Here is an 18,600-nt window from a genome sequence, read left to right on the forward strand (position 1 = left end):
CAGCGAACGCGCTACCTGGAGGAGGCAGCGGGCGCGGAGAACGGCCTGAAGAACCCATCGAGGTCCGCACCCGCCGCAGCGCCCGCGAAGCCGTCGAAGCGCCCCTGCTCGGCGAGTGCGCGCGCGGCGCGGTCGAAGCCGCCCCAGGCCGCGCGTGCGAGCGCGCCTCCCACGCTGACCCGCCGCACGCCGAGTTCTGCAATGTCCTGCATGGTGAGCTCGCTGGCCCAGCCGATCAGCAGGTTGACGGGCTTGGGCGCAACCGCGGCGACCACCGCCGCGATCTGCTCGCGCGTGCGGATGCCCGGCGCGTAGAGGCAGTCGGCACCCGCCTCGGCATAGGCCTTGAGCCGCGCGATGGCGTCGTCGAGGTCGGGCCGGCCGACGAAGAAATTTTCTGCTCGGCCCACCAGCAGCGTGTCGCCGCCGGCCGCATCGATGGCACCGCGTGCCGCGCGCAAGCGTTCGACCGCAACGCCGATCTCGAAGAGCGGATTCGCCGCATCGCCGGTCGAGTCCTCGATCGACAGTCCCGCCACGCCGGTGTCGAGCGCCAGCCGCACGCTCTCTGCCACGGCTTGCGGATTGGCCCCGAAGCCATTTTCGAAATCCGCGTTCACGGGCAGGTCGGTCGCGGCGACGATGTCGCGCAGGTGCGCCAGCACGACGTCGCGCGATTGGGCGCCGTCGGACAGGCCCTGCGACCACGCATGGCCCGAACTCGTGGTGGCCAGCGCCTTGAAGCCCAGGCCCTGCAGGTAGCGTGCGCTGCCCGTGTCCCAGGGATTGGGGATGGCGAAACAGCCTTGCGCGTGAAGCGCGCGGAAGTCGGCGCGCTTCTGCGCGGTGGTGCGGGTCATGAAAGCCTCGTCTTTCTTTCTTGCGTCGAAAGATGGGTTTTTAACGCAACGCGGCGGACATTGCGCGTCTGCACCTTTCGGTGTTCTGATCGGTCCCCATGCTCAACGTCATCCTGCTCTTCATCCATCTTCTCGCCGCCGCCTTCTGGGTCGGCGGCATGGCCACCCTGCACTTCGCGGTGCGCCCCGCCGCCGTGGCCACGCTGGAGCCGCCGCTGCGCCTGCGCACCATGGCGGCGGCGCTGCGGCGCTTCTTCGTCGGCGTGGATGCGGCGGTCACGCTGCTGTTCGTGACGGGCGTGGCCATGATCCTGCTCACGGGCGGCTTCCGCACGGTGCACTGGCGCGTCGAGGCCATGATGAGCATCGCCATCGTGATGGCCGGAATCTATGTGTACATCCGCGCCTCGGTGTTCAAGGCCCTGCGGCGCGCGGTGGACGAGAGTGCATGGCCCGTAGCGGCCGGGCGGCTCGACATGATCCGCAAGCTGGTGAGCCTGAACCTCGCGCTCGGCGTGGTGGTGTTCGGGGTGGCGATCCTGGGGCGCGCGAGCTAGCTGTTGCCGCGGTCCAATTCGACCCGCGGCTCGCTGGTGCAAAGAACGGAGACGCAATCGGTGAATCCGGCCACCAGGTATTCATGGACACCGGGGTAGAACAACCCGACGCAGCTGCCGGGGCGCACCGACTCCTGTGACAGCCAACCACCCGATCGAATCGAGTAGACCCATCCGTTTGGCAGGGAACAGGCGGGCCAGTATTCGCCCAGGTCGCGCTCGTCCATGACCCGATAGGCCACGACGCCGTCGAACCTGACCCTGATCGACGTATCGCTTTTTGCATCCTGGGCGACGACTGTGAGTTGCTGCAGCGCGTACTCGACACGCACGATCTCCCAGGTAGTCTGGCCATCGAGGGCGGTCGGCACAGCGACCGCCTCGACCTTTTCCATATGAGTCATCGCCCGGGATTCCTTATTGGCGCTCGCCCAGCTTGTAGGTCACGACACCCACCATGCTGCAGATACTGCGCGGCAGATGTGCGCGATGGCGCGCGTCGATTCTCCGCGAAGCTCAAGGGGCTGAGCGGCAGTCGAGGTGCGGGGCGTGTGCACAGGACACCGGGTACTCCCCTCCGCGAATGTCCCCCGGGGCTGCGCCCCTCCTCCTTTATTTCGCTGCGCGGAGCACCCGGCGCCCTGTGCACATGGGCGCGCTGCCAGTGCACCGCCGATCAACGACTACTCTGAATCACGCTCCCGTCGATGGGGTGCCTTGCGCAGCGAAATAAAGGAGGAGGCCGCAGGCCGGGGGACATTCGCGGAGCAAGGTACCCCGTCGGCGGGTGCGCCGCCCTGAACGAACACCAGCGCCGACCCTAAAACCGCGACGAACAGAACTCAGCCCGCCGCGCCCTTGAGTTCGACGCCGTTGCCATCAGGGTCGGCGATGTAGATCGACGGGCCGTTGCCCTCGGCGCCGAAATTGTTCTGCACCTCGCCGTGCACCGGCACGCCGTGCTGTGCCATCAAGTCGCGAATCGCTGCTTCATCGAAGGGCTCGATGCGCAGGCAGAAGTGATCGACGTTGCGCCCTTCCTTGCCGGCCAAGGCGCCGCCCTGCCGGCCGAGCGGACCGTCGTGCGTGACAAGGTCGATGAGGTTCGAGCCGGCGCGCAAGTGAACGAGCCCCAGGTCGTCACGCTGCTTTTCAATCTCGCAGCCCAGCACGTCGCGATAGAAAGCGATGGCGCGCTCGACGTCCTTTACGCGCAGCACGACGTGGTCGATGCGCAGCACCGAGAACGGCGGGCGCATCGAGCCGGTCATGGCTTCCCTTCCCTCGTCTTCAGACGACGCCCGCCGAGCGCAGCGCATCGAAGCGCGCAGCGTCGATGCCGAACTCGGCCAGCACCTCGCGCGTGTGTTGCCCGAGAGCGGGCGGTGCGTGGCGCAGCACGGGCGGCGTGGCCGTGAGGCGCAGCGGGCTCGCCACGCCGGTGATGCTTTCGATGCCGTCACCCGCATCACGCGGCAGCGTGACGGCCAGGCCGCGCGACTTGACTTGCGCATCGTCGAAGGCCTGCGCGATGTCGTTGATTGGCCCGCAGGGCACGGCCTTGTCCTCGAGCAGCGTGACCCAGTCGGCAGTGGTGCGAGTGCGCGTGAGCTCTTCCATCATCGGGATGAGCACGCCGCGGTGTTTCACGCGTAGCGTGTTGCTCGCAAAGCGCGCATCGGCCGCCCACTCCGCGTGGCCGGCCGCTTCGCAGAAGCGCGCGAACTGGCCGTTGTTGCCGATGGCCAGCAGCATCGAGCCGTCCAGCGTCGGAAAATCTTGATAAGGCGCCAGGCTCGGGTGCGTGTTGCCCTGGCGCTCGGGTGCCTTGCCGGTGTTGAGAAATGCGCTGGCCTGGTTGGCGAGGATGGCCATGCCCACGTCCAGCAGCGCCATGTCGATGTGCTGGCCTTCGCCGGTGCGGTCGCGCACCTGCAGCGCCGCGAGGATGGCGGTGCTCGCATAGACGCCGGTGAACAGGTCGGTGAGCGCCACGCCCACGCGCAGCGGGCCGCCGCCGGGCACGTCGTCGGGACGGCCGGTGATGCTCATCATGCCGGTCATGGCCTGGATCATCAGGTCGTAGCCCGCGCGCTCTGCGTAGGGGCCGTCATGGCCGAAGCCGGTCACGCTGCAATAGATGAGGCGCGGGTTGGCCGCGCGCAGGGCCTCGTGGTCGAGACCGTATTGCTTGAGGCCGCCGGTCTTGAAGTTCTCCACCACGATGTCGGCCTGCGCCGCCATCTGCTTCAGCAAGGCTTGTCCGTCGGCCGTGGCCATGTCGACCGTGACCGAGCGCTTGTTGCGGTTGCACGCGGTGAAGTAGCTTGCCTGGTCGGTGTCGTTGCCGTTCGCGTCCTTGATGAACGGCGGGCCCCAGGTGCGCGTGTCGTCGCCCACGCCGGGGCGCTCGATCTTGATGACGTCGGCGCCCAGGTCCGCGAGGATCTGCGTGCACCACGGGCCCGCGAGCACGCGGGACAGATCGAGGACCTTGATGCCGTCGAGTGCTGCGGGCTTGGCCATGCGTGCTTAGTTCGCGAAGGCTGCAATGCCCGTGATGGCGCGGCCGAGGATCAGCGCGTGGATGTCGTGCGTGCCTTCGTAGGTGTTCACCACTTCGAGGTTCACCAGGTGGCGGGCCACGCCGAATTCGTCGCTGATGCCGTTGCCGCCCATCATGTCGCGCGCCAGGCGGGCGATGTCGAGGGCCTTGCCGCAGTTGTTGCGCTTCATGATCGAGGTGATCTCGACCGAGGCCGTGCCCTCGTCCTTCATGCGGCCCAGGCGCAGGCTGCCTTGCAGGCCCAGCGTGATTTCGGTCTGCATGTCGGCCAGCTTCTTTTGAATGAGCTGGTTGGCGGCGAGCGGGCGGCCGAACTGCTTGCGGTCCAGCGTGTACTGGCGGGCGCGGTGCCAGCAGTCTTCGGCGGCGCCGATTGCACCCCACGAGATGCCGTAGCGCGCGCTGTTGAGGCAGGTGAAGGGGCCCTTCAGGCCTTGCACTTCAGGGAATGCGTTTTCTTCGGGGCAGAACACACCGTCCATCACGATCTCGCCGGTGATGCTGGCGCGCAGGCCGACCTTGCCGTGAATGGCAGGGGCGGAGAGACCCTTCATGCCCTTCTCGAGCACGAAGCCGCGGATCGGACCCACGGTGCCGCTTTCGCTGACTTCCTTGGCCCACACCACGAACACGTCGGCGATCGGCGAATTGCTGATCCACATCTTGGCGCCACTGAGCGAATAGCCGCCCGGCACCTTCTTGGCACGCGTGACCATGCTGCCGGGGTCGGAGCCGTGGTCGGGTTCGGTCAGGCCGAAACAGCCGATCCATTCGCCGGTGGCGAGCTTGGGCAGGTACTTCTGCTTTTGCGCCTCGGTGCCGAATTCGAAGATCGGCACCATCACGAGCGAGCTCTGCACGCTGGCCATCGAGCGGTAGCCCGAATCCACGCGCTCGACTTCGCGGGCGATCAGGCCGTAGGCCACGTAGTTGAGGCCGGGGCCGCCGTACTGCTCTGGAATGGTCGGGCCCAGCAGGCCGAGCGCGCCCATTTCGCGAAAGATGGCGGGGTCGGTCTCGCCCGTGCGGAAGGCTTCGATGACGCGGGGCGCGAGGCGCTCCTGGCAGTAGGCATTGGCCGCGTCGCGGATCATGCGTTCTTCGTCGGTCAGTTGCTGGTCGAGAAGAAGGGGGTCGTCCCAGTGGAATTGCGCTTTGGCGGCCATGTGGCTGTCTCCGGTATTGGGGAAAAACGAAAGAGAGGGGGAATGGGGTCGATCCTAGCCATGCAAAGGGCCGGGCGCAAACGATGAATCCTCACCCAGATATGCGCTGAACACACATCTTGCATGGGCTCGCAATCCCGTTTCCATTGGTAGTAGCACCACTCCAGTCATACACTACCGGCATACATGCGCCGCAAGATCCCGCCCCTGCAGACCCTCGTGTGCTTCGACGCGGCCGCGCGCCATGAGAGCTACACCCGCGCCGCGCAGGAACTCGCGCTCACGCAAAGCGCCGTGTCGCGCCAGATCGGCACGCTCGAAGCCTTCCTGGGCGTGGCGCTGTTCCGCCGCACCCGCCATGGCGTGGCGCTCACGGCCAGCGGCGCGGCCTATGCGCGGCAGATCACCAAGCGGCTCGAAGCGATGGAGCGCGACACGCTCGATGCCATGGCGCACCAGGGCGAAGGCGGCTCGCTCTCGCTGGCGGCCGTGCCCACCTTTGCCACGCGCTGGCTGATGCCGCGCCTGAAGGGCTTTGCGGCGCTGCAGCCTGACGTGGTGGTGCACATCGAGACGCGCACGCGCCCTTTTCTCTTTGCCGATGCGGAGTTCGACGCCGCGCTGTACGCCGGCACGCCCGCGCAGGTCGAGAACTGGGCCGGCACGCGGGCGCTTCTGCTGATGCATGAAGACGTGGTGCCGGTGTGCAGTCCTTCGCTGCTGCCGTCATCCGGGCGCAAGGGCAACGCCGTGTCGCCCGCGGCCATCGCGCAGATGCCGCTCTTGCAGCAGAGCACGCGGCCCGACGGCTGGCGCCAGTGGTTCGATGCGCAGCAGATCGATGCGCCCAACGCGCGCGGCGGGCCGCGCTACGAGCTGTTTTCCATATTGGCCGCGGCCGCTTCGCACGGGCTCGGCGTGGCGCTGATGCCCACCATGCTGGTGGCCGACGAGCTTGCGCGTGGCGAGCTGGTGGTGGCCTGCGCGCGGCCGCTCTCGGGCGAGCGCAACTACTACCTCGTGACACCCGAGCGCGCCGACCAGCGTCCGCTGCTGAAGTTCTTCAGCGACTGGCTGCTGGGCGAAGCGCGGCGCGGCTCGCCGTAAGAGGCTGTCGATATGATGGTCCGCATCGCCCCGCGGACCGTCTTCCGCCCCTCACACACACCATGCTGAACAACCTCGCTCCCTTTCTCGTGCACTGGGCCATCACCGCGCTGTCGCTGTGGGTGGCCAGCCTGATCTTTCGCGGCATCAAGTTCGAGAGCACTTCCGCGCTCGTGATCTCGGCCCTGCTGCTGGGCCTTGCCAATGCCATTGTCAAGCCGCTCCTGATCGTGCTCACGCTGCCGCTGACGCTGTTGACCCTCGGCCTCTTCCTGCTGGTGATCAATGCGCTGATGATCATGCTGGTGGCCGCAATGGTGCGCGGCTTCAAGCTCTCGGGCTTCTGGACGGCGTTCTTCGCGAGCATCTTCATCTCGCTCCTGAGCATCGGGATCGATTCGCTGGTGAACAGCGGCGACCCGGCAACGACCATCCAGATGCCGACGGGCAGCGGCAAGTGGCTGTAGGCCTGTAGGGCTGCACCCATGTCCGGAAACAGCGAGCGCCTGAACCGCGCCGGACGCACACTGGCGGCATGCCGATCTCTGCCGAACATTCCGTTGCTGCCCTCGATTGGCCCCGCATCGAAAGCGACCTCGCGACGCGCGGCTCTGCAACCACGGGCGTGATCTTCAGCCCGGAGGAATGCAGCGCGCTGGCTGCTCTCTATGAGGAACCGGACCGTTTCCGCAGCCGCGTGGTGATGCAGCGGCATGGCTTCGGGCAAGGCGAGTACCAGTACTTTGCCAACCCGCTGCCGCCGGTCGTGGCCTCATGGCGCAGCGCGCTGTACGAGCGCCTTGCGCCGCTTGCCGATGCGTGGGCCGCCGCGATGGGCCAACCCGCCGACTATCCGGCGGACCATGCCGCCTACCTCGCGCGCTGCCGTGCGGCGGGGCAGCTGCGCCCCACGCCGCTGCTACTGCGCTACGGCGAGGGCGACTACAACTGCCTGCATCAGGACCTGTACGGCGACCTGCAGTTTCCGCTGCAGCTCACGGTGCTGCTGAGCCGGCCGGGCGAAGATTTCACCGGTGGCGAGTTCGTGCTCACCGAACAGCGGCCGCGCATGCAGTCACGCGCCGAGGTGGTGGCGCTCGCGCAGGGCGAAGCGGTGATCTTCGCGGTCAACCAGCGGCCGGTGGCGGGCACGCGCGGCACCTACCGCGTGACGATGCGCCATGGCGTGAGCCGCGTGCGCTCAGGGCGGCGCCATACCCTGGGCATCATCTTCCACGACGCGCGCTAGCGCCTCACGACGCCGCGCGCCGTGCCGCAAATTCCACGTACCAACCGAGTGACGCGGGGTTAGCCATGGCCTCGCGGTTGACCACCTTCTCGATCGGTTGGCCCAGCAGCAGCTTCTTGATCGGCAGCTCCTGCTTCTTGCCGGTGAGCGTGCGCGGAATCTCGTCCACCTGGAAGATGTCGTTGGGCAGAAAGCGTGGCGAGAGCGATGTCTTGATCGCGCCGTTGATCTTTGCGCGCATGGCGTCGTCGAGCGCCACGCCGGGTCGCAGCACCACGAAGAGCGGCATGTAGCTTTCGCGGCCGAGGTATTCGAGATCGACCACCATCGAGTCGAGCACTTCGGGCAAGGCCTCCACGGCGCTGTAGATCTCGCTGGTGCCCATGCGCAGGCCCTGGCGATTGATGGTGGCGTCGCTGCGGCCGTAGATGACGCAGCCGCCGTCTTCGCCGATCTTGATCCAGTCGCCGTGGCGCCAGACGCCAGGGTAGGTGTCGAAGTAGCTCGACAGGTAGCGTGCATTGCCTTCGTCGCCCCAGAAGTACAGCGGCATCGACGGGATGGGCCGGGTGCAGACCAGCTCGCCCACTTCGCCGATGACGGGCTGGCCGTTTTCGTTCCATGCCTCGACCGCGTGGCCGATCTGCCGGCACTGCATCTGGCCGGGCACCTCGGGCAGCTCGCGGTTGCCTCCCACGAAGGCGCCGCAAAAGTCGGTTCCCCCCGAGATGTTGCACCACCACACGTCGCTGGCGCCGGCGGCCCGCAATTGCGCCGTGCCCCAGCGCTGCACGTCTTCGGACAGCGGCGAGCCGGTGCTGCCGAGCGCGCGCACGCGCGACAGGTCGCCGCATTCGGACGCCACCACACCGGCTTTCATGCAGTTGGTGAAGTAGGCCGCGCCGGCGCCGAAGAAGGTGATGCGGTGCTTCGCGACGAAGCGCCACAGCACGGCCCAGTCGGGCTTCTCCTTGCTGCCGGCCGGATGGCCGTCGTAGATGACGATGGTGGCGCCGAAGGCCAGGCCCGAGAGCTGGCAGTTCCACATGACCCAGCCGGTCGAGCTGTACCAGTGAAAGCGTTCGCCGAAGTTGTTGGCGCCGTAGCTCGCGCCGACGTCGTTGTGCATGCCGCAGGCATACATCGTCATGATGATGCCGCCCTGCCCGTGCACGATGGGCTTGGGCAGGCCGGTGGTGCCGCTCGAATAGACGATCCAGATCGGATGGTCGAAGGGCAGCCATTCGGGTTCGAAGGCCGCCACCTCGGCGTCGTTGCGTGCAATGGCGTCATCCCAGTCGGCATCGGCGGCAAGCTGCTGCGCGGCATGCGGCGTGCGGAGCAGCAGCAGCTTCTGCACGCTGGGCAGCGCGCCGCGCAGCTCCTGCACCACGGCACTGCGGTCGACAGGCTTGGCACCGTAATACACACCGTCGGCGGCAATCAGCAGCGTGGGCTCGATCTGGCGGAAGCGGTCGACCACGGCGGCCGTGCCCATGTCGGGCGCGCACACGCTCCACACCGCGCCAATGCTCGTGCACGCGAGAAACGCCACCATGGTCTCGGGCACGTTGGGCATGTAGGCGGCCACGCGGTCGCCGCGCTGCACACCCAGCGAGCGCAGCGTGAGCGCGGCCGAGGCCACCTGGCGGCGCAGCTCGGGCCAGGACAGCTCGCGCACTTCGCCGAGCTCGTTGTCGCTCACGATGGCGGGCATGCCGGCCGCATGGGCCGCATCGGCATGGCGCAGCACCTCGCGTGCGTAGTTGACCTGTGCACCGGGGAACCACTTGGCGCCGGGCATGCGCGCATCGGCCAGCACCGCGGTGTGCGGTGTGGGCGAGCGCATGCCGACGTAGTCCCAGATGCTCTGCCAGAAGGCGTCGAGGTCGGTCACGGACCAGCGCCACAGCGCGTCATAGGTGTCGAACGACAGGCCGCGCTTCTCGCGCAGCCAGTCTTGGTAGAGGCGGATCTGGGGGATGTTGGGGGCTGACATGCGTAAAGCGTAATGCCGCGCTACGCGCTGCTCAATCGGGGTTGACCTCAGGGTTTGTACGTGTGTTCAATAGTTTTGTACAGACGTTCAATACAGCCCCATGAATGCCCGCACTCCGACCGTCAAACGAAGCGCTCACCGTGCCGCGGCCGCAACCGCCGAAGCGGCCCGGCCCGACCGGCGCCACGCGATCCTGCTGGCGGCGGAGAAACTCTTTGCGCAGCACGGCTACCACGCGGTCACCATCCGGCAGATTGCCGAGGAAGCCGCCGTGCCGCTGGCGCTGGTGGGCTACTACTTCGGGCCCAAGCACGAGCTCTTCCACGCCATCTTCGAGCACTGGAGCCACAGCATCGAGGAGCGGCTCGCGGGCCTCAAGGCGGTGAACAACGACCCCGACGACGCGCGCACGCTGCCGCGCATCATCGAGGCCTTCACCGGGCCGGTGCTGGCGCTGCGCGCGAGCGCCGAGGGCGAGTACTACGCGCTGCTGGTGGCGCGCGAGCTCTACCACGCCACCGAGGAAGCCGACCGCGTGCTGCGCGGCTACTTCGATCCGCTGGCCGAGGCCTACATCGACGCGCTGCACGTCGCGCTGCCGCACGCCACGCGCGGGCAGGCCGCCTGGGGCTACCAGTTCTCGCTCGGGGCGCTGCTGCATCACCTGAACGACAGCCGCATCGAGCGGCTCTCGCACGGCGAGAACCGGCGCAGCGACCCGGCCGTGGCGCCGATGCTCGTGAACTTCATCGTCGGCGGGCTGCGCGCCGCGCTGCCGCGGCCCAAGGCACCGCCAAAGAAAACCACCTCCAGGAGACAAAAGACATGATGAAAAGACGCACCCTGCTGTCGGCGCTGGCCGCCGCAGCGGCCGCCGCGGCGCTGCCTTCACGCGCCCAATCGAATCCGAAAATCGTGTTCGGCTACACGGCCGTGTCCGACTTCGCCTCGGTCTTCGTGGCCGCCGAAGAAGGCTACTTCAAGAAGCGCAACCTCGACGTGGAGCTGAAGTTCATTCCGCTCAACTCCACCATTCCCGCGGCGCTGCAGTCCGACTCGCTGCAGATCGGCGGGCCCACGCCTTCGGTGTTCCTGCAGGCGGTGGACGGCGGGCTAGACCTGGTGCTGGTGGCCGGCGGCGGGCTCACGTCGAAGACCATCACGGGCTTCGGCCTGGTGGCGCGCGCCGGCTCGGGCATCAAGAGCCCGCAGGACTGCGTGGGCAAGAAGATCGGCGTGCCCGGGCTCGGCGCGTTCCTGCACGTGACCTTCCGCGCCTGGCTCAAGGACAGCGGCGTGGACTACCGCAAGGTCAACTTCGTCGAGGCCTCGTTTCCGCAGCATGCCGACCTGCTGCGCGGCGGCTCGGTCGATGCGGTGGTGTCGGCCGATCCGTTCATGAGCCGCATCACCGAAAGTGGCGCGGGCTACGTGGCTTCGTACTACTCCACCTTCCTGCCGGAGAACAACCAGACCATCGTGCATGCGGCCAAGCGCGAATGGGTGGCGAAGAACCCCGCCGCCGCGCGCGCATTCCGCGAGTCGCTGGTCGAGGCCGCGGCCTTCATGCAGCAGCCGAAGAACGACGCCAAGGTGCGCGCGGCCATCGGCAAGTACATCAAGCTACCGCCCGAGGTGCTCGCGAAGATCCAGATCTCGCCGCCCGGCGCCATGGTGAACGAGAAGCAGCTGGGCTACTGGGTCGGCCTGATGAAGGACCAGGACATGCTGAAGACCCCCATCGACGTCGCGAAGTTGATCGCCAAGTGAACGCTGCCGCCGACTTTCTTCGCTTCGACGGCGTCGCGATCCGGCTCGGGGGCCGCGAGATCCTGTCGCCAACTTCGTTCGACGTTGCGCGCGGCGAATTCGTCTGCATCGTCGGCCCGAGCGGCTGCGGCAAGACCACGCTGCTGCGTGCCGCCAGCGGGCTCGTGACCGCGAGCGCCGGGGAGGTGCGGCGCAACGGCGTCAAGATGACGGAGCCCTCGCGCGAAGTGGCCTTCGTGTTCCAGGACTACGGCCGCGCGCTGCTGCCCTGGCGCACGGTCGAAGGCAACGTGAGCCTCGCACTCGAAGCGGCCGGCGTGCCCGCCGCCGAGCGCGCGCCGCGCATTGCCGACGTGCTCGGCAAGGTGGGCCTTTCGAAACATGCACAGAAGTTTCCGGTGCAGCTTTCGGGCGGCATGCAGCAGCGCGCGCAGATTGCCCGCTGCCTGGCGCAGAAGCCCGAGCTGATGATGATGGACGAACCCTTCGGCGCGCTCGATGCACTCACGCGCCAGAGCCTGCAGGACGAACTCGCGCGGCTGGTGCGCGACGACGGGCTGACGGTGCTGTTCGTCACGCACGACCTGGAAGAAGCCATCTACCTCGGCGACCGCGTGATCGCGCTGCAGGCCAATCCGGGGCCGGGCCGGCCGAGCCTCGCGCGGATGATCGACGTGAAGATTCCGCGCCCGCGCGACCAGCTCACGACGAAGGAGCATCCGGAGTATCTGCAGTTGCGGCGTGAGCTGTTCGCTTTTATCGAGCAGGGCCATGACTGAACGCGGCTTCTTTCGCTGGCTGCGGCCGTGGATCTTTCCGGCCGTGCTCATCGGCGCCTTCGAGTGGTATGCGCGCCGTGCGTCCGCATTGGGCAGCGATGCGCTCGCACCGCCGAGTGCGGCGGCCAAGGCTTTCGTCGGCGCAGCGCTCGATGGCTCGCTCTGGCAGGCCACGGGCTTCACGCTCGGCACGGCCGCGCTCGGGCTGCTGCTGGGCGCGGTGCTCGGCATCGCATTCGGGCTGGTGCTGGGGCTCTCGCGCCGCGCGGCGCAGCTGGGCTCAATGTCGATCGAGGTGCTGCGACCCGTGCCTTCCGTGGCGCTGATTCCGCTCGCGATGCTGACCTTCGGATTCGGCGTGCGCATGGAGCTGGCCATCGTCGCCTTCGCCACCTTCTGGCCGCTGCTGGTGCTGGTGCAGTCGGCGGTGCAGCAGATCGAACCGCGGCTGCTCGAAGTGAGCCGCGTGCTGGGTCTCTCGGCGCGAGAGCGGGCTTTCAAGATCGTGCTGCCGGCCATCGTGCCGCGCCTGTTCGTTGCGCTGCGGCTCGGCGTGGCTGTGGCGCTGGTGGTGGCGGTCACGGTAGAGATCGCCGCCAATCCCAACGGCATGGGCTACGCGATGATGATTGCGCAGCAGAGCTTCGATCCCGCGCTGATGCTCGCGTGGCTGGGCTGGATCGGCGTGGTGGGCTTTGCGGTCAACGCGGGCATGCTGCTGCTGCAGCGCGTGGTCGCGCGGCGCATGGGGGTGCAGCCATGAACGCCGGAAACCGCCGCTTCGCGGGCTTGAACTGGCTCGGATCGTTCGCCGTGCTGTGCGCATTCGTTGCGCTCTGGTGGATGGCAAGCAACGCGGGCTGGTTGAGCCGCGTGTTCCTGCCGACACCGCAAGCCACTTTCGCAAGCCTGCTTGATGGGCTCAATCTCTCAGGCGGTTCGGGCAACGGCGAGCTGCTCGCCTTCACACAGGCCACCGTCGGCCGCATGGTGCAGGGCTGGCTTTTGGCCTCGCTCTTCGGCGTGCTGCTGGGTGCGGCGATCGGCGTATCGCCTGCGGTGCGCGCATGGGTGCAGCCGACGCTCGAATTCATCCGCCCCCTGCCCGCTTCGGCGCTGCTGCCGCTGGCCATTTCGATCTTCGGGCTGAACCCCGGCATGGTGCTGTTCGTGGTGGCGTTCGGCGCAATGTGGCCGGTGCTGCTGGCCACGGTGCACGGCTTTGCGGCGGTGGAGCCGCGGCTGTCGGAGGTGGCGCGATGCCTGCAGATGTCGCGTGCGGCTTTCGTCTGGAAGATGGGCCTGCCCAACGCGATGCCCGACATCCTGGCCGGCATGCGGCTCGCGCTGACCATTGCGCTGATCGTTGCAGTGGTGGGCGAAATGATTGCCTCGCAAAGCGGGCTGGGCCAGGCCATTCTTCTTGCGGCGCGCGCGTTTCGCGCCAGCGACCTGTTCGCCGGCATCGTGCTGCTCGGGCTCATTGGCTTCGTGAGCAACGCGCTGCTGGCCTTTGCCGAGAAGCGCCTGCTGCGCTGGCAGCAGCCCTGAACTCTTCACTCCAACATCAATACCCTGCAAGGAGCCCCCACCATGCCACGCAAATTCGTCGACCTTTCGATCTTTCTCGAAAACGATGTGCTGTCCGACCCGCCGGCCTTCGCGCCGAAGATCCAGTACTTCACGCACGAGCAAACGTACGAGCAGATCGAGCCCTTCTTTCCGGGGTTGAAGAAAGAAGACCTGCCCGATGGCGAAGGCTGGGCCGTGGAGCTGGTGCAGCTCTCCACGCACAACGGCACGCACCTCGATGCGCCCTATCACTTCCACTCGACCATGGACAAGGCGCTGGGCGAGAAGAAGCCCGCCATCGCCATTCACGAGGTGCCGCTCGAATGGTGCTTCCAGCCCGGCGTGAAACTCGACTTCCGGCATTTCGCCGATGGTTACGTGGTGACCGCTGATGACGTCGAGGCCGAGCTCAAGCGCATCGGCCACACGCTGAGCCCGCTGGAGATCGTGGTGGTGAACACGCGCGCGGGGTCGCGCTACGGCCACCCCGACTACGTCTCGGCCGGCGCGGGCATGGGCTACGAAGCGACCATGTATTTGCTGGAGCGCGGCGTGCGCCTCACGGGCACCGATGCATGGAGCTGGGATGCGCCCTTCGTGCACACGGCCAAGAAATACGGCGAGACGCAGGACGCCTCGCTGATCTGGGAAGGCCACAAGGCCGGCCGCGACATCGGCTACTGCCACTTGGAGAAGCTGCACAACCTCGAGGTGCTGCCGCCCACGGGCTTTTTCATCAGCTGCTTTCCGCACAAGATCCGCGGCGCGTCGGCCGGGTGGACGCGCGCGGTGGCGATCTTCGACGACGCGCTGATGGCGTCGGTCTGAAAGAGGGAGGCATGGACAGATGATTGCGCTCAACCACACGCACGATGCCGGCGCAAAGAGCTGGATCGACACGGCGAATATCGAAGGAACCGACTTCCCGATCCAGAACCTGCCCTACGCGGTGTTTCGCCGCACAGGCAGTCCGGAGCCATTTCGCGGTGGCGTGGCCATTGGCGACCAGGTGCTCGACATGGCGGCGCTCTCAGCACGCCAATTGCTCGATGGTCTCGCGCTCGATGCGGCGCGTGCCGCCGCGCTGCCGGCGCTGAACGATTTCTTCGCGCTCGGCGGCGCCGCATGGCGTGCGTTGCGCCACGCGGTGTTCGCATTGCTGCGGGGTGATGCACCTGCCGCCACGGTGCATGCCGTGCGCGAGTGCCTGGTGCCGCAGGCCGAGGTCGAATACACGGTGCCCGCGCGCATCGGCGACTACACCGACTTCTACACCTCGATCGACCATGCGCTGAACATCAGCCGGCTGATGAATCCCGATGGCGATGTGACGCCCAACTTCCGCTGGATTCCCACGGCCTACCACGGGCGCGTATCGACCATCGGCGTCAGCGGCCAGCGCTTTCATCGGCCCATGGGCCAGACGATGGCGCCGGGCGCAAAGGCGCCCACGTACCACGCCTGTGCGCGGCTCGACTACGAACTGGAGCTGGGCGTGTGGGTCGGCGAAGGCAACGCGACGGGCGAGCCCATTCCGCTCGAACGCGCGGAAGAACATATCTTCGGCATCTGCCTGCTCAACGACTGGTCAGCGCGCGACATCCAGTTCTGGGAGATGGCACCGCTCGGGCCCTTTCTTGCGAAGAACTTCGCGACCACCATCTCGCCGTGGATCGTGACGATGGAGGCGCTTGCGCCGTATCGCCAAGCCTGGACTCGGCCGGCTAACGAACCGCAGCCGCTCGGTTACCTGGAAGGCCCGTCGAACCGCGAAAGCGGCGCCATCGACATCCGCCTCGAGGTATGGCTCGAAAGCGAGAAGGCGCGCAATGAGAAGAGCGGGCCTTCTCGCCTTTCGCGCACGAGCTTCAAGCACCAGTACTGGAGCGTGGCGCAGATGGTGGCGCACCACACGGTGGGCGGCTGCAGCCTGAATCCGGGCGACCTGTTCGGCAGCGGGACCATCTCGGGGCCAGGTCCGGGAGAGGCCGGCGCCATCATCGAATTGACGCGTGCCGCGCAAAGCCCGGTCACGCTGGCCAATGGCGAAGAGCGCGGTTTCCTCGAAGACGGCGATGCCGTGCTGCTGCGCGGCTGGTGCGAAAAGCCGGGGCACGCGCGCATCGGGTTCGGCGAAAGCCGTGGGACGGTGCTGCCCGCAAGAGGCTGAAGATTTTGCAGCGCCCAAAAGAAAAGGCCACCGGTGAGGTGGCCTTTTGCATGAAATGTGGAGCGGGAAAAGAGTCTCGAACTCTCGACCTCAACCTTGGCAAGGTTGCGCTCTACCAACTGAGCTATTCCCGCATTTCAGGAGTCGAATTATAGAGGGATTTTTGGGGCACCTTTGACCGCTCAGGTTTCGAACACCATCAAGAGCCGCGGCCCTAACGCACGAACCCCGGTTTCCGACGACGGAGAGGTCCCACAAGAGCGAGCGGCCATCTCGCACATGGCGACATAGGAGCGGCCCGCGACGGTAGCGACCGAACTGGCCCCAAGCCGGTTCTGGCCGAGTCACCGGCCATCTTCAAACGAAAGGAAAAGTCACCTATGAAGCAGCAACAACAACACAAGTCCATCGTCGTCGGCGCCTTGCTCGCAGGCCTTCTCGCCATGAGCGGCTTCGCACAGGCACAAGGCGTGGGTGTCGGCGTGGGCGTGAATGCCGATGTCAACACCTCGGGTGCCGTCAAGACCGCACCGGCCCAGGGCAGTGCAGGCGCAGGGGCGGGAACCGCCGCAACGGCTGGCACCTCCGGCACCTCCACTGGCGGGAATGCCGGCGGTGCAGCAGGCGGGCTGGGCAACACGCTCGGCGGTGTGGTGGGCGGTGCAACGGGTGCCGTGGGCAAAGCGACCGATACGGTCGGCGGTGCCACCGGGGCTGTGAGCGGTGCGACGGGCGCCGTCGGCGGCGCCACCAATGCGGCAGGCGGCGTCACGAACACCGTGGGCGGCACGCTGAACAGCGCAACCGGCGCTGTGGGCTCGGCCGGCGGCGCGGTGAAGCCTTCAGGCGCCGGCGTGAAGGCCAGCGGCAAGGCGAAGGGCTCGGGCGCCGTCGACGTCACGAAGTAAGACGCTTGGGCCGTAGCGCCCATGAAGCCCGCAGCGCCCGCGCGTTGCGGGCTTCTTTTTGTTCGGCGAATCAGGCGGGCGGCTCGAGCCTGAACAGGCTCGTCACTTCTACATCGAGCACCATGAGTTCGCGCTGATTGAAGAGCCGCCAGCGCCAGCGCAGGATGCCGAGCGTGGGACGCTTCTCGGAACGCCGCGCTTCGATGACATCGGCCACCAGCCGCAAGGCATCGCCTGGCCGCACCGGGTGCGGCCATCGCACATGCTCGAGCCCCGGCGACGCGAACGACTCGGAGCCTTCGAGCGCGGCCTCGACCACGAGGCGCATCGCGATCGAACAGGTGTGCCAGCCACTCGCGATGAGTCCGCCAAAGGCGCTGTCCGCAGCAGCCACAGGATCGGTATGGAACCACTGCGGGTCGTAGGCTTGCGCGAAGCCGATCAGTTCCGTTTCGGAAACGACATAGGGCCCGGCCTCGATGACCTGGCCCTCATGGAAGTCGGCGAACTTCATTCGCCGCAGCTTAGTACGTTTCGAGGTGCAGGCGGCCTTCGCGCTTCAATGCGGCACCAACTGTGTCCCAGTCGAGCCCGGCTTCCTTGGCGACATCGCGCAAAGCGAGCACCACGCCTTCTTCCATGCTCTTGAGTCCGCACACGTAGAAGTGGCTTGCGCCGTCTTTCAGCAGCGCGGCCAGGTCGGCGGCGCGTTCGCGCATGAGGTCCTGCACGTAGCGCTTGGGCTGTCCCGGCGTGCGCGAGAACGCGAGGTTGATGTCGATGAAGTCTTTGGGCAGCGACTGCAGCGGGCCGAAGTACGGCAGCTCCTGCTGGGTGCGCGCGCCGAAGAACAGCATGAGCTTGCCGCCTTCGAACTTGCCGCTCTTGCGCAGGCGCCGGCGCCATTCGGTCATGGCGCGCATCGGTGCGCTGCCGGTGCCGGTGCAGATCATCACGATGTGCGACTTGGGATGATTCGGCATCAGGAACGACGAACCGAAAGGCCCGACCACCTGCACCGTGTCGCCCACCTTCAGGTCGCAGACGTAGTTGGAGCACAGTCCGCGCACCGCCTGGCCTTGATGGTCTTCGGTCACGCGCTTCACGGTGAGCGAGACGTTGTTGTAGCCGGGCCGCTCGCCGTTGCGAGGGCTGGCGACCGAATACTGGCGCGCATGGTGGCGTTTGCCAATGGCATCGACGCCCGGCGGAACGATGCCGATGGATTGGCCTTCGAGCACCGGGAACGGCACCACGCCAAAGTCGAGCACGATGTGGTGCGTCTCGCTGTCGAAGCCCGCCTCGGTGCAGTTGAAGTTGCCGACCACGGTGGCAGTTGTCGGAGACTTGGGCGGAAAGAGGTTGGTGTAGGCGTGCGCCGCCGACCATGGGGGCACGGTGGCGCCGTACTGCGCCGAGTTGAAAACCGACTCGACGGATTCGACCGCGGCCTGGGCTTGCGCCTGGGTCTGCGCGGGCACGGCGGCTGCTGCATCGCCAGCCGCTTCGGCGGACACGCCCGCGGCTTCGAGCTCTTCGGGCGAAAGCTCTGCGGGCAGTGACTCCCATGTGAGCTGCTCTTCAATCGAGTAGGCGCGCACCAGCGGCATCGTGCGCCAGTTGTCGATCGAACCCGTGGGGCACGGCGAGATGCAGGCCATGCAGCCATTGCAGATGTCGGCCCGCACGACGTAGTTGTTGTCGTCGTGCGTGATCGCGTTGACGGGGCAGGTGGCCTCGCAGGTATTGCAGCGGATGCAGATCTCGGGGTCGATCAGGTGCTGCTTGATCACTCCGGCTTCAACGGCCATGTCCATGTTTTTTCTCCTTTCCCTCGCCCCTTGGGGAGAGGGTCAGGGTGAGGGGGCAGCAGCTTGTCGTGGGGACGCCGCCTACC

At 66.9% G+C, this 18,600-nt stretch carries 20 protein-coding genes and 1 tRNA gene; 12 read left to right on the top strand and 9 right to left on the bottom strand.

What is annotated here, in order from left to right; translation table 11 throughout:
• Positions 1-11: 11 nt before the first annotated feature.
• Positions 12-860: an isocitrate lyase/PEP mutase family protein gene (locus ASC78_RS23240; protein ID WP_055806995.1), complete on the bottom strand. Its 849-nt coding sequence runs from the start codon at positions 858-860 to the stop codon at positions 12-14.
• A 98-nt stretch (positions 861-958) separates the two neighbouring features.
• Between ASC78_RS23240 and ASC78_RS23245 the strand changes: the two genes are divergently transcribed.
• On the top strand, positions 959-1,417 hold the full coding sequence (locus ASC78_RS23245; RefSeq protein WP_055806998.1) for a CopD family protein: 459 nt from the start codon (positions 959-961) through the stop codon (positions 1,415-1,417).
• On the opposite strand, the gene ASC78_RS23250 is transcribed toward ASC78_RS23245, so the two are convergent.
• The 4 genes from ASC78_RS23250 to ASC78_RS23265 form a co-directional block, all read right to left on the bottom strand.
• On the bottom strand, positions 1,414-1,821 hold the full coding sequence (locus ASC78_RS23250; RefSeq protein ID WP_157634516.1) for a hypothetical protein: 408 nt from the start codon (positions 1,819-1,821) through the stop codon (positions 1,414-1,416). The genes ASC78_RS23245 and ASC78_RS23250 overlap by 4 nt on opposite strands.
• Positions 1,822-2,259: 438 nt before the next feature.
• The gene (locus ASC78_RS23255; protein ID WP_055807003.1) at positions 2,260-2,688 is read right to left on the bottom strand and encodes a VOC family protein; all 429 of its coding nucleotides are present in this window, start codon (positions 2,686-2,688) and stop codon (positions 2,260-2,262) included.
• Positions 2,689-2,707: 19 nt separating this feature from the next.
• Entirely contained in the window at positions 2,708-3,943 is a 1,236-nt protein-coding gene (locus ASC78_RS23260; RefSeq protein WP_055807007.1) for a CaiB/BaiF CoA transferase family protein, read from the bottom strand.
• Positions 3,944-3,949: 6 nt separating this feature from the next.
• A complete protein-coding gene (locus tag ASC78_RS23265) occupies positions 3,950-5,149 on the bottom strand; it encodes an acyl-CoA dehydrogenase (protein ID WP_055807009.1) in 1,200 nt (399 codons plus the stop codon).
• Between the two features lie 186 nt (positions 5,150-5,335).
• Here ASC78_RS23265 and ASC78_RS23270 point away from each other — a divergent pair, with 186 nt between their 5' ends.
• From ASC78_RS23270 to ASC78_RS23280, 3 genes are all read left to right on the top strand, one after another.
• Positions 5,336-6,256 carry a LysR substrate-binding domain-containing protein gene (locus ASC78_RS23270; protein ID WP_055807012.1) on the top strand — a complete coding sequence of 307 codons (921 nt, stop codon included), beginning with the start codon at positions 5,336-5,338 and terminating at the stop codon, positions 6,254-6,256.
• A gap of 62 nt (positions 6,257-6,318) precedes the next feature.
• On the top strand, positions 6,319-6,723 hold the full coding sequence (locus tag ASC78_RS23275; protein ID WP_055807015.1) for a phage holin family protein: 405 nt from the start codon (positions 6,319-6,321) through the stop codon (positions 6,721-6,723).
• 68 nt (positions 6,724-6,791) lie between these two features.
• Positions 6,792-7,505: a 2OG-Fe(II) oxygenase gene (locus ASC78_RS23280; RefSeq protein WP_055807018.1), complete on the top strand. Its 714-nt coding sequence runs from the start codon at positions 6,792-6,794 to the stop codon at positions 7,503-7,505.
• Between the two features lie 4 nt (positions 7,506-7,509).
• On the opposite strand, the gene ASC78_RS23285 is transcribed toward ASC78_RS23280, so the two are convergent.
• Positions 7,510-9,504, bottom strand: a complete 1,995-nt coding sequence (locus tag ASC78_RS23285; protein ID WP_055807021.1) for an acetoacetate--CoA ligase — start codon at positions 9,502-9,504, stop codon at positions 7,510-7,512.
• A gap of 100 nt (positions 9,505-9,604) precedes the next feature.
• On the opposite strand from ASC78_RS23285, the gene ASC78_RS23290 reads away from it, so the two are divergent.
• Genes ASC78_RS23290 through fahA form a run of 7 tightly spaced genes read left to right on the top strand, consistent with a single transcriptional unit; the run spans position 9,605 to position 15,795 of the window.
• Positions 9,605-10,333 carry a TetR/AcrR family transcriptional regulator gene (locus ASC78_RS23290; protein WP_055807024.1) on the top strand — a complete coding sequence of 243 codons (729 nt, stop codon included), beginning with the start codon at positions 9,605-9,607 and terminating at the stop codon, positions 10,331-10,333.
• Positions 10,330-11,274, top strand: coding sequence for an ABC transporter substrate-binding protein (locus ASC78_RS23295; protein WP_055807027.1), 945 nt, complete (start codon positions 10,330-10,332; stop codon positions 11,272-11,274). The genes ASC78_RS23290 and ASC78_RS23295 overlap by 4 nt, the downstream gene beginning before the upstream one ends.
• On the top strand, positions 11,271-12,053 hold the full coding sequence (locus ASC78_RS23300) for an ABC transporter ATP-binding protein (RefSeq protein ID WP_055807030.1): 783 nt from the start codon (positions 11,271-11,273) through the stop codon (positions 12,051-12,053). The genes ASC78_RS23295 and ASC78_RS23300 overlap by 4 nt, the downstream gene beginning before the upstream one ends.
• Positions 12,046-12,816: an ABC transporter permease gene (locus ASC78_RS23305; protein WP_055807032.1), complete on the top strand. Its 771-nt coding sequence runs from the start codon at positions 12,046-12,048 to the stop codon at positions 12,814-12,816. Before ASC78_RS23300 ends, ASC78_RS23305 begins: the two co-directional genes overlap by 8 nt.
• A complete protein-coding gene (locus ASC78_RS23310; RefSeq protein WP_055807035.1) occupies positions 12,813-13,604 on the top strand; it encodes an ABC transporter permease in 792 nt (263 codons plus the stop codon). The genes ASC78_RS23305 and ASC78_RS23310 overlap by 4 nt, the downstream gene beginning before the upstream one ends.
• Before the next feature lie 42 nt (positions 13,605-13,646).
• Entirely contained in the window at positions 13,647-14,453 is an 807-nt protein-coding gene (locus tag ASC78_RS23315) for a cyclase family protein (protein WP_055807038.1), read from the top strand.
• Positions 14,454-14,472: 19 nt separating this feature from the next.
• Positions 14,473-15,795 carry a fumarylacetoacetase gene (gene fahA, locus ASC78_RS23320; RefSeq protein ID WP_082517639.1) on the top strand — a complete coding sequence of 441 codons (1,323 nt, stop codon included), beginning with the start codon at positions 14,473-14,475 and terminating at the stop codon, positions 15,793-15,795.
• 58 nt (positions 15,796-15,853) lie between these two features.
• On the opposite strand, the gene ASC78_RS23325 is transcribed toward fahA, so the two are convergent.
• A tRNA-Gly gene (locus ASC78_RS23325) sits at positions 15,854-15,929 on the bottom strand.
• 246 nt (positions 15,930-16,175) lie between these two features.
• Here ASC78_RS23325 and ASC78_RS23330 point away from each other — a divergent pair.
• Positions 16,176-16,703, top strand: a complete 528-nt coding sequence (locus ASC78_RS23330) for a hypothetical protein (RefSeq protein WP_055807041.1) — start codon at positions 16,176-16,178, stop codon at positions 16,701-16,703.
• A gap of 70 nt (positions 16,704-16,773) precedes the next feature.
• On the opposite strand, the gene ASC78_RS23335 is transcribed toward ASC78_RS23330, so the two are convergent.
• Both ASC78_RS23335 and boxA read right to left on the bottom strand, forming a co-directional pair.
• Positions 16,774-17,217: a MaoC family dehydratase gene (locus ASC78_RS23335; protein WP_055807044.1), complete on the bottom strand. Its 444-nt coding sequence runs from the start codon at positions 17,215-17,217 to the stop codon at positions 16,774-16,776.
• Positions 17,218-17,227: 10 nt separating this feature from the next.
• Entirely contained in the window at positions 17,228-18,520 is a 1,293-nt protein-coding gene (gene boxA / locus ASC78_RS23340; protein ID WP_055807048.1) for a benzoyl-CoA 2,3-epoxidase subunit BoxA, read from the bottom strand.
• Positions 18,521-18,600 lie beyond the last annotated feature (80 nt).

The organism is Variovorax sp. Root318D1 (assembly GCF_001424835.1).
In the GTDB taxonomy this organism is placed as follows: Bacteria; Pseudomonadota; Gammaproteobacteria; order Burkholderiales; family Burkholderiaceae_C; genus Variovorax.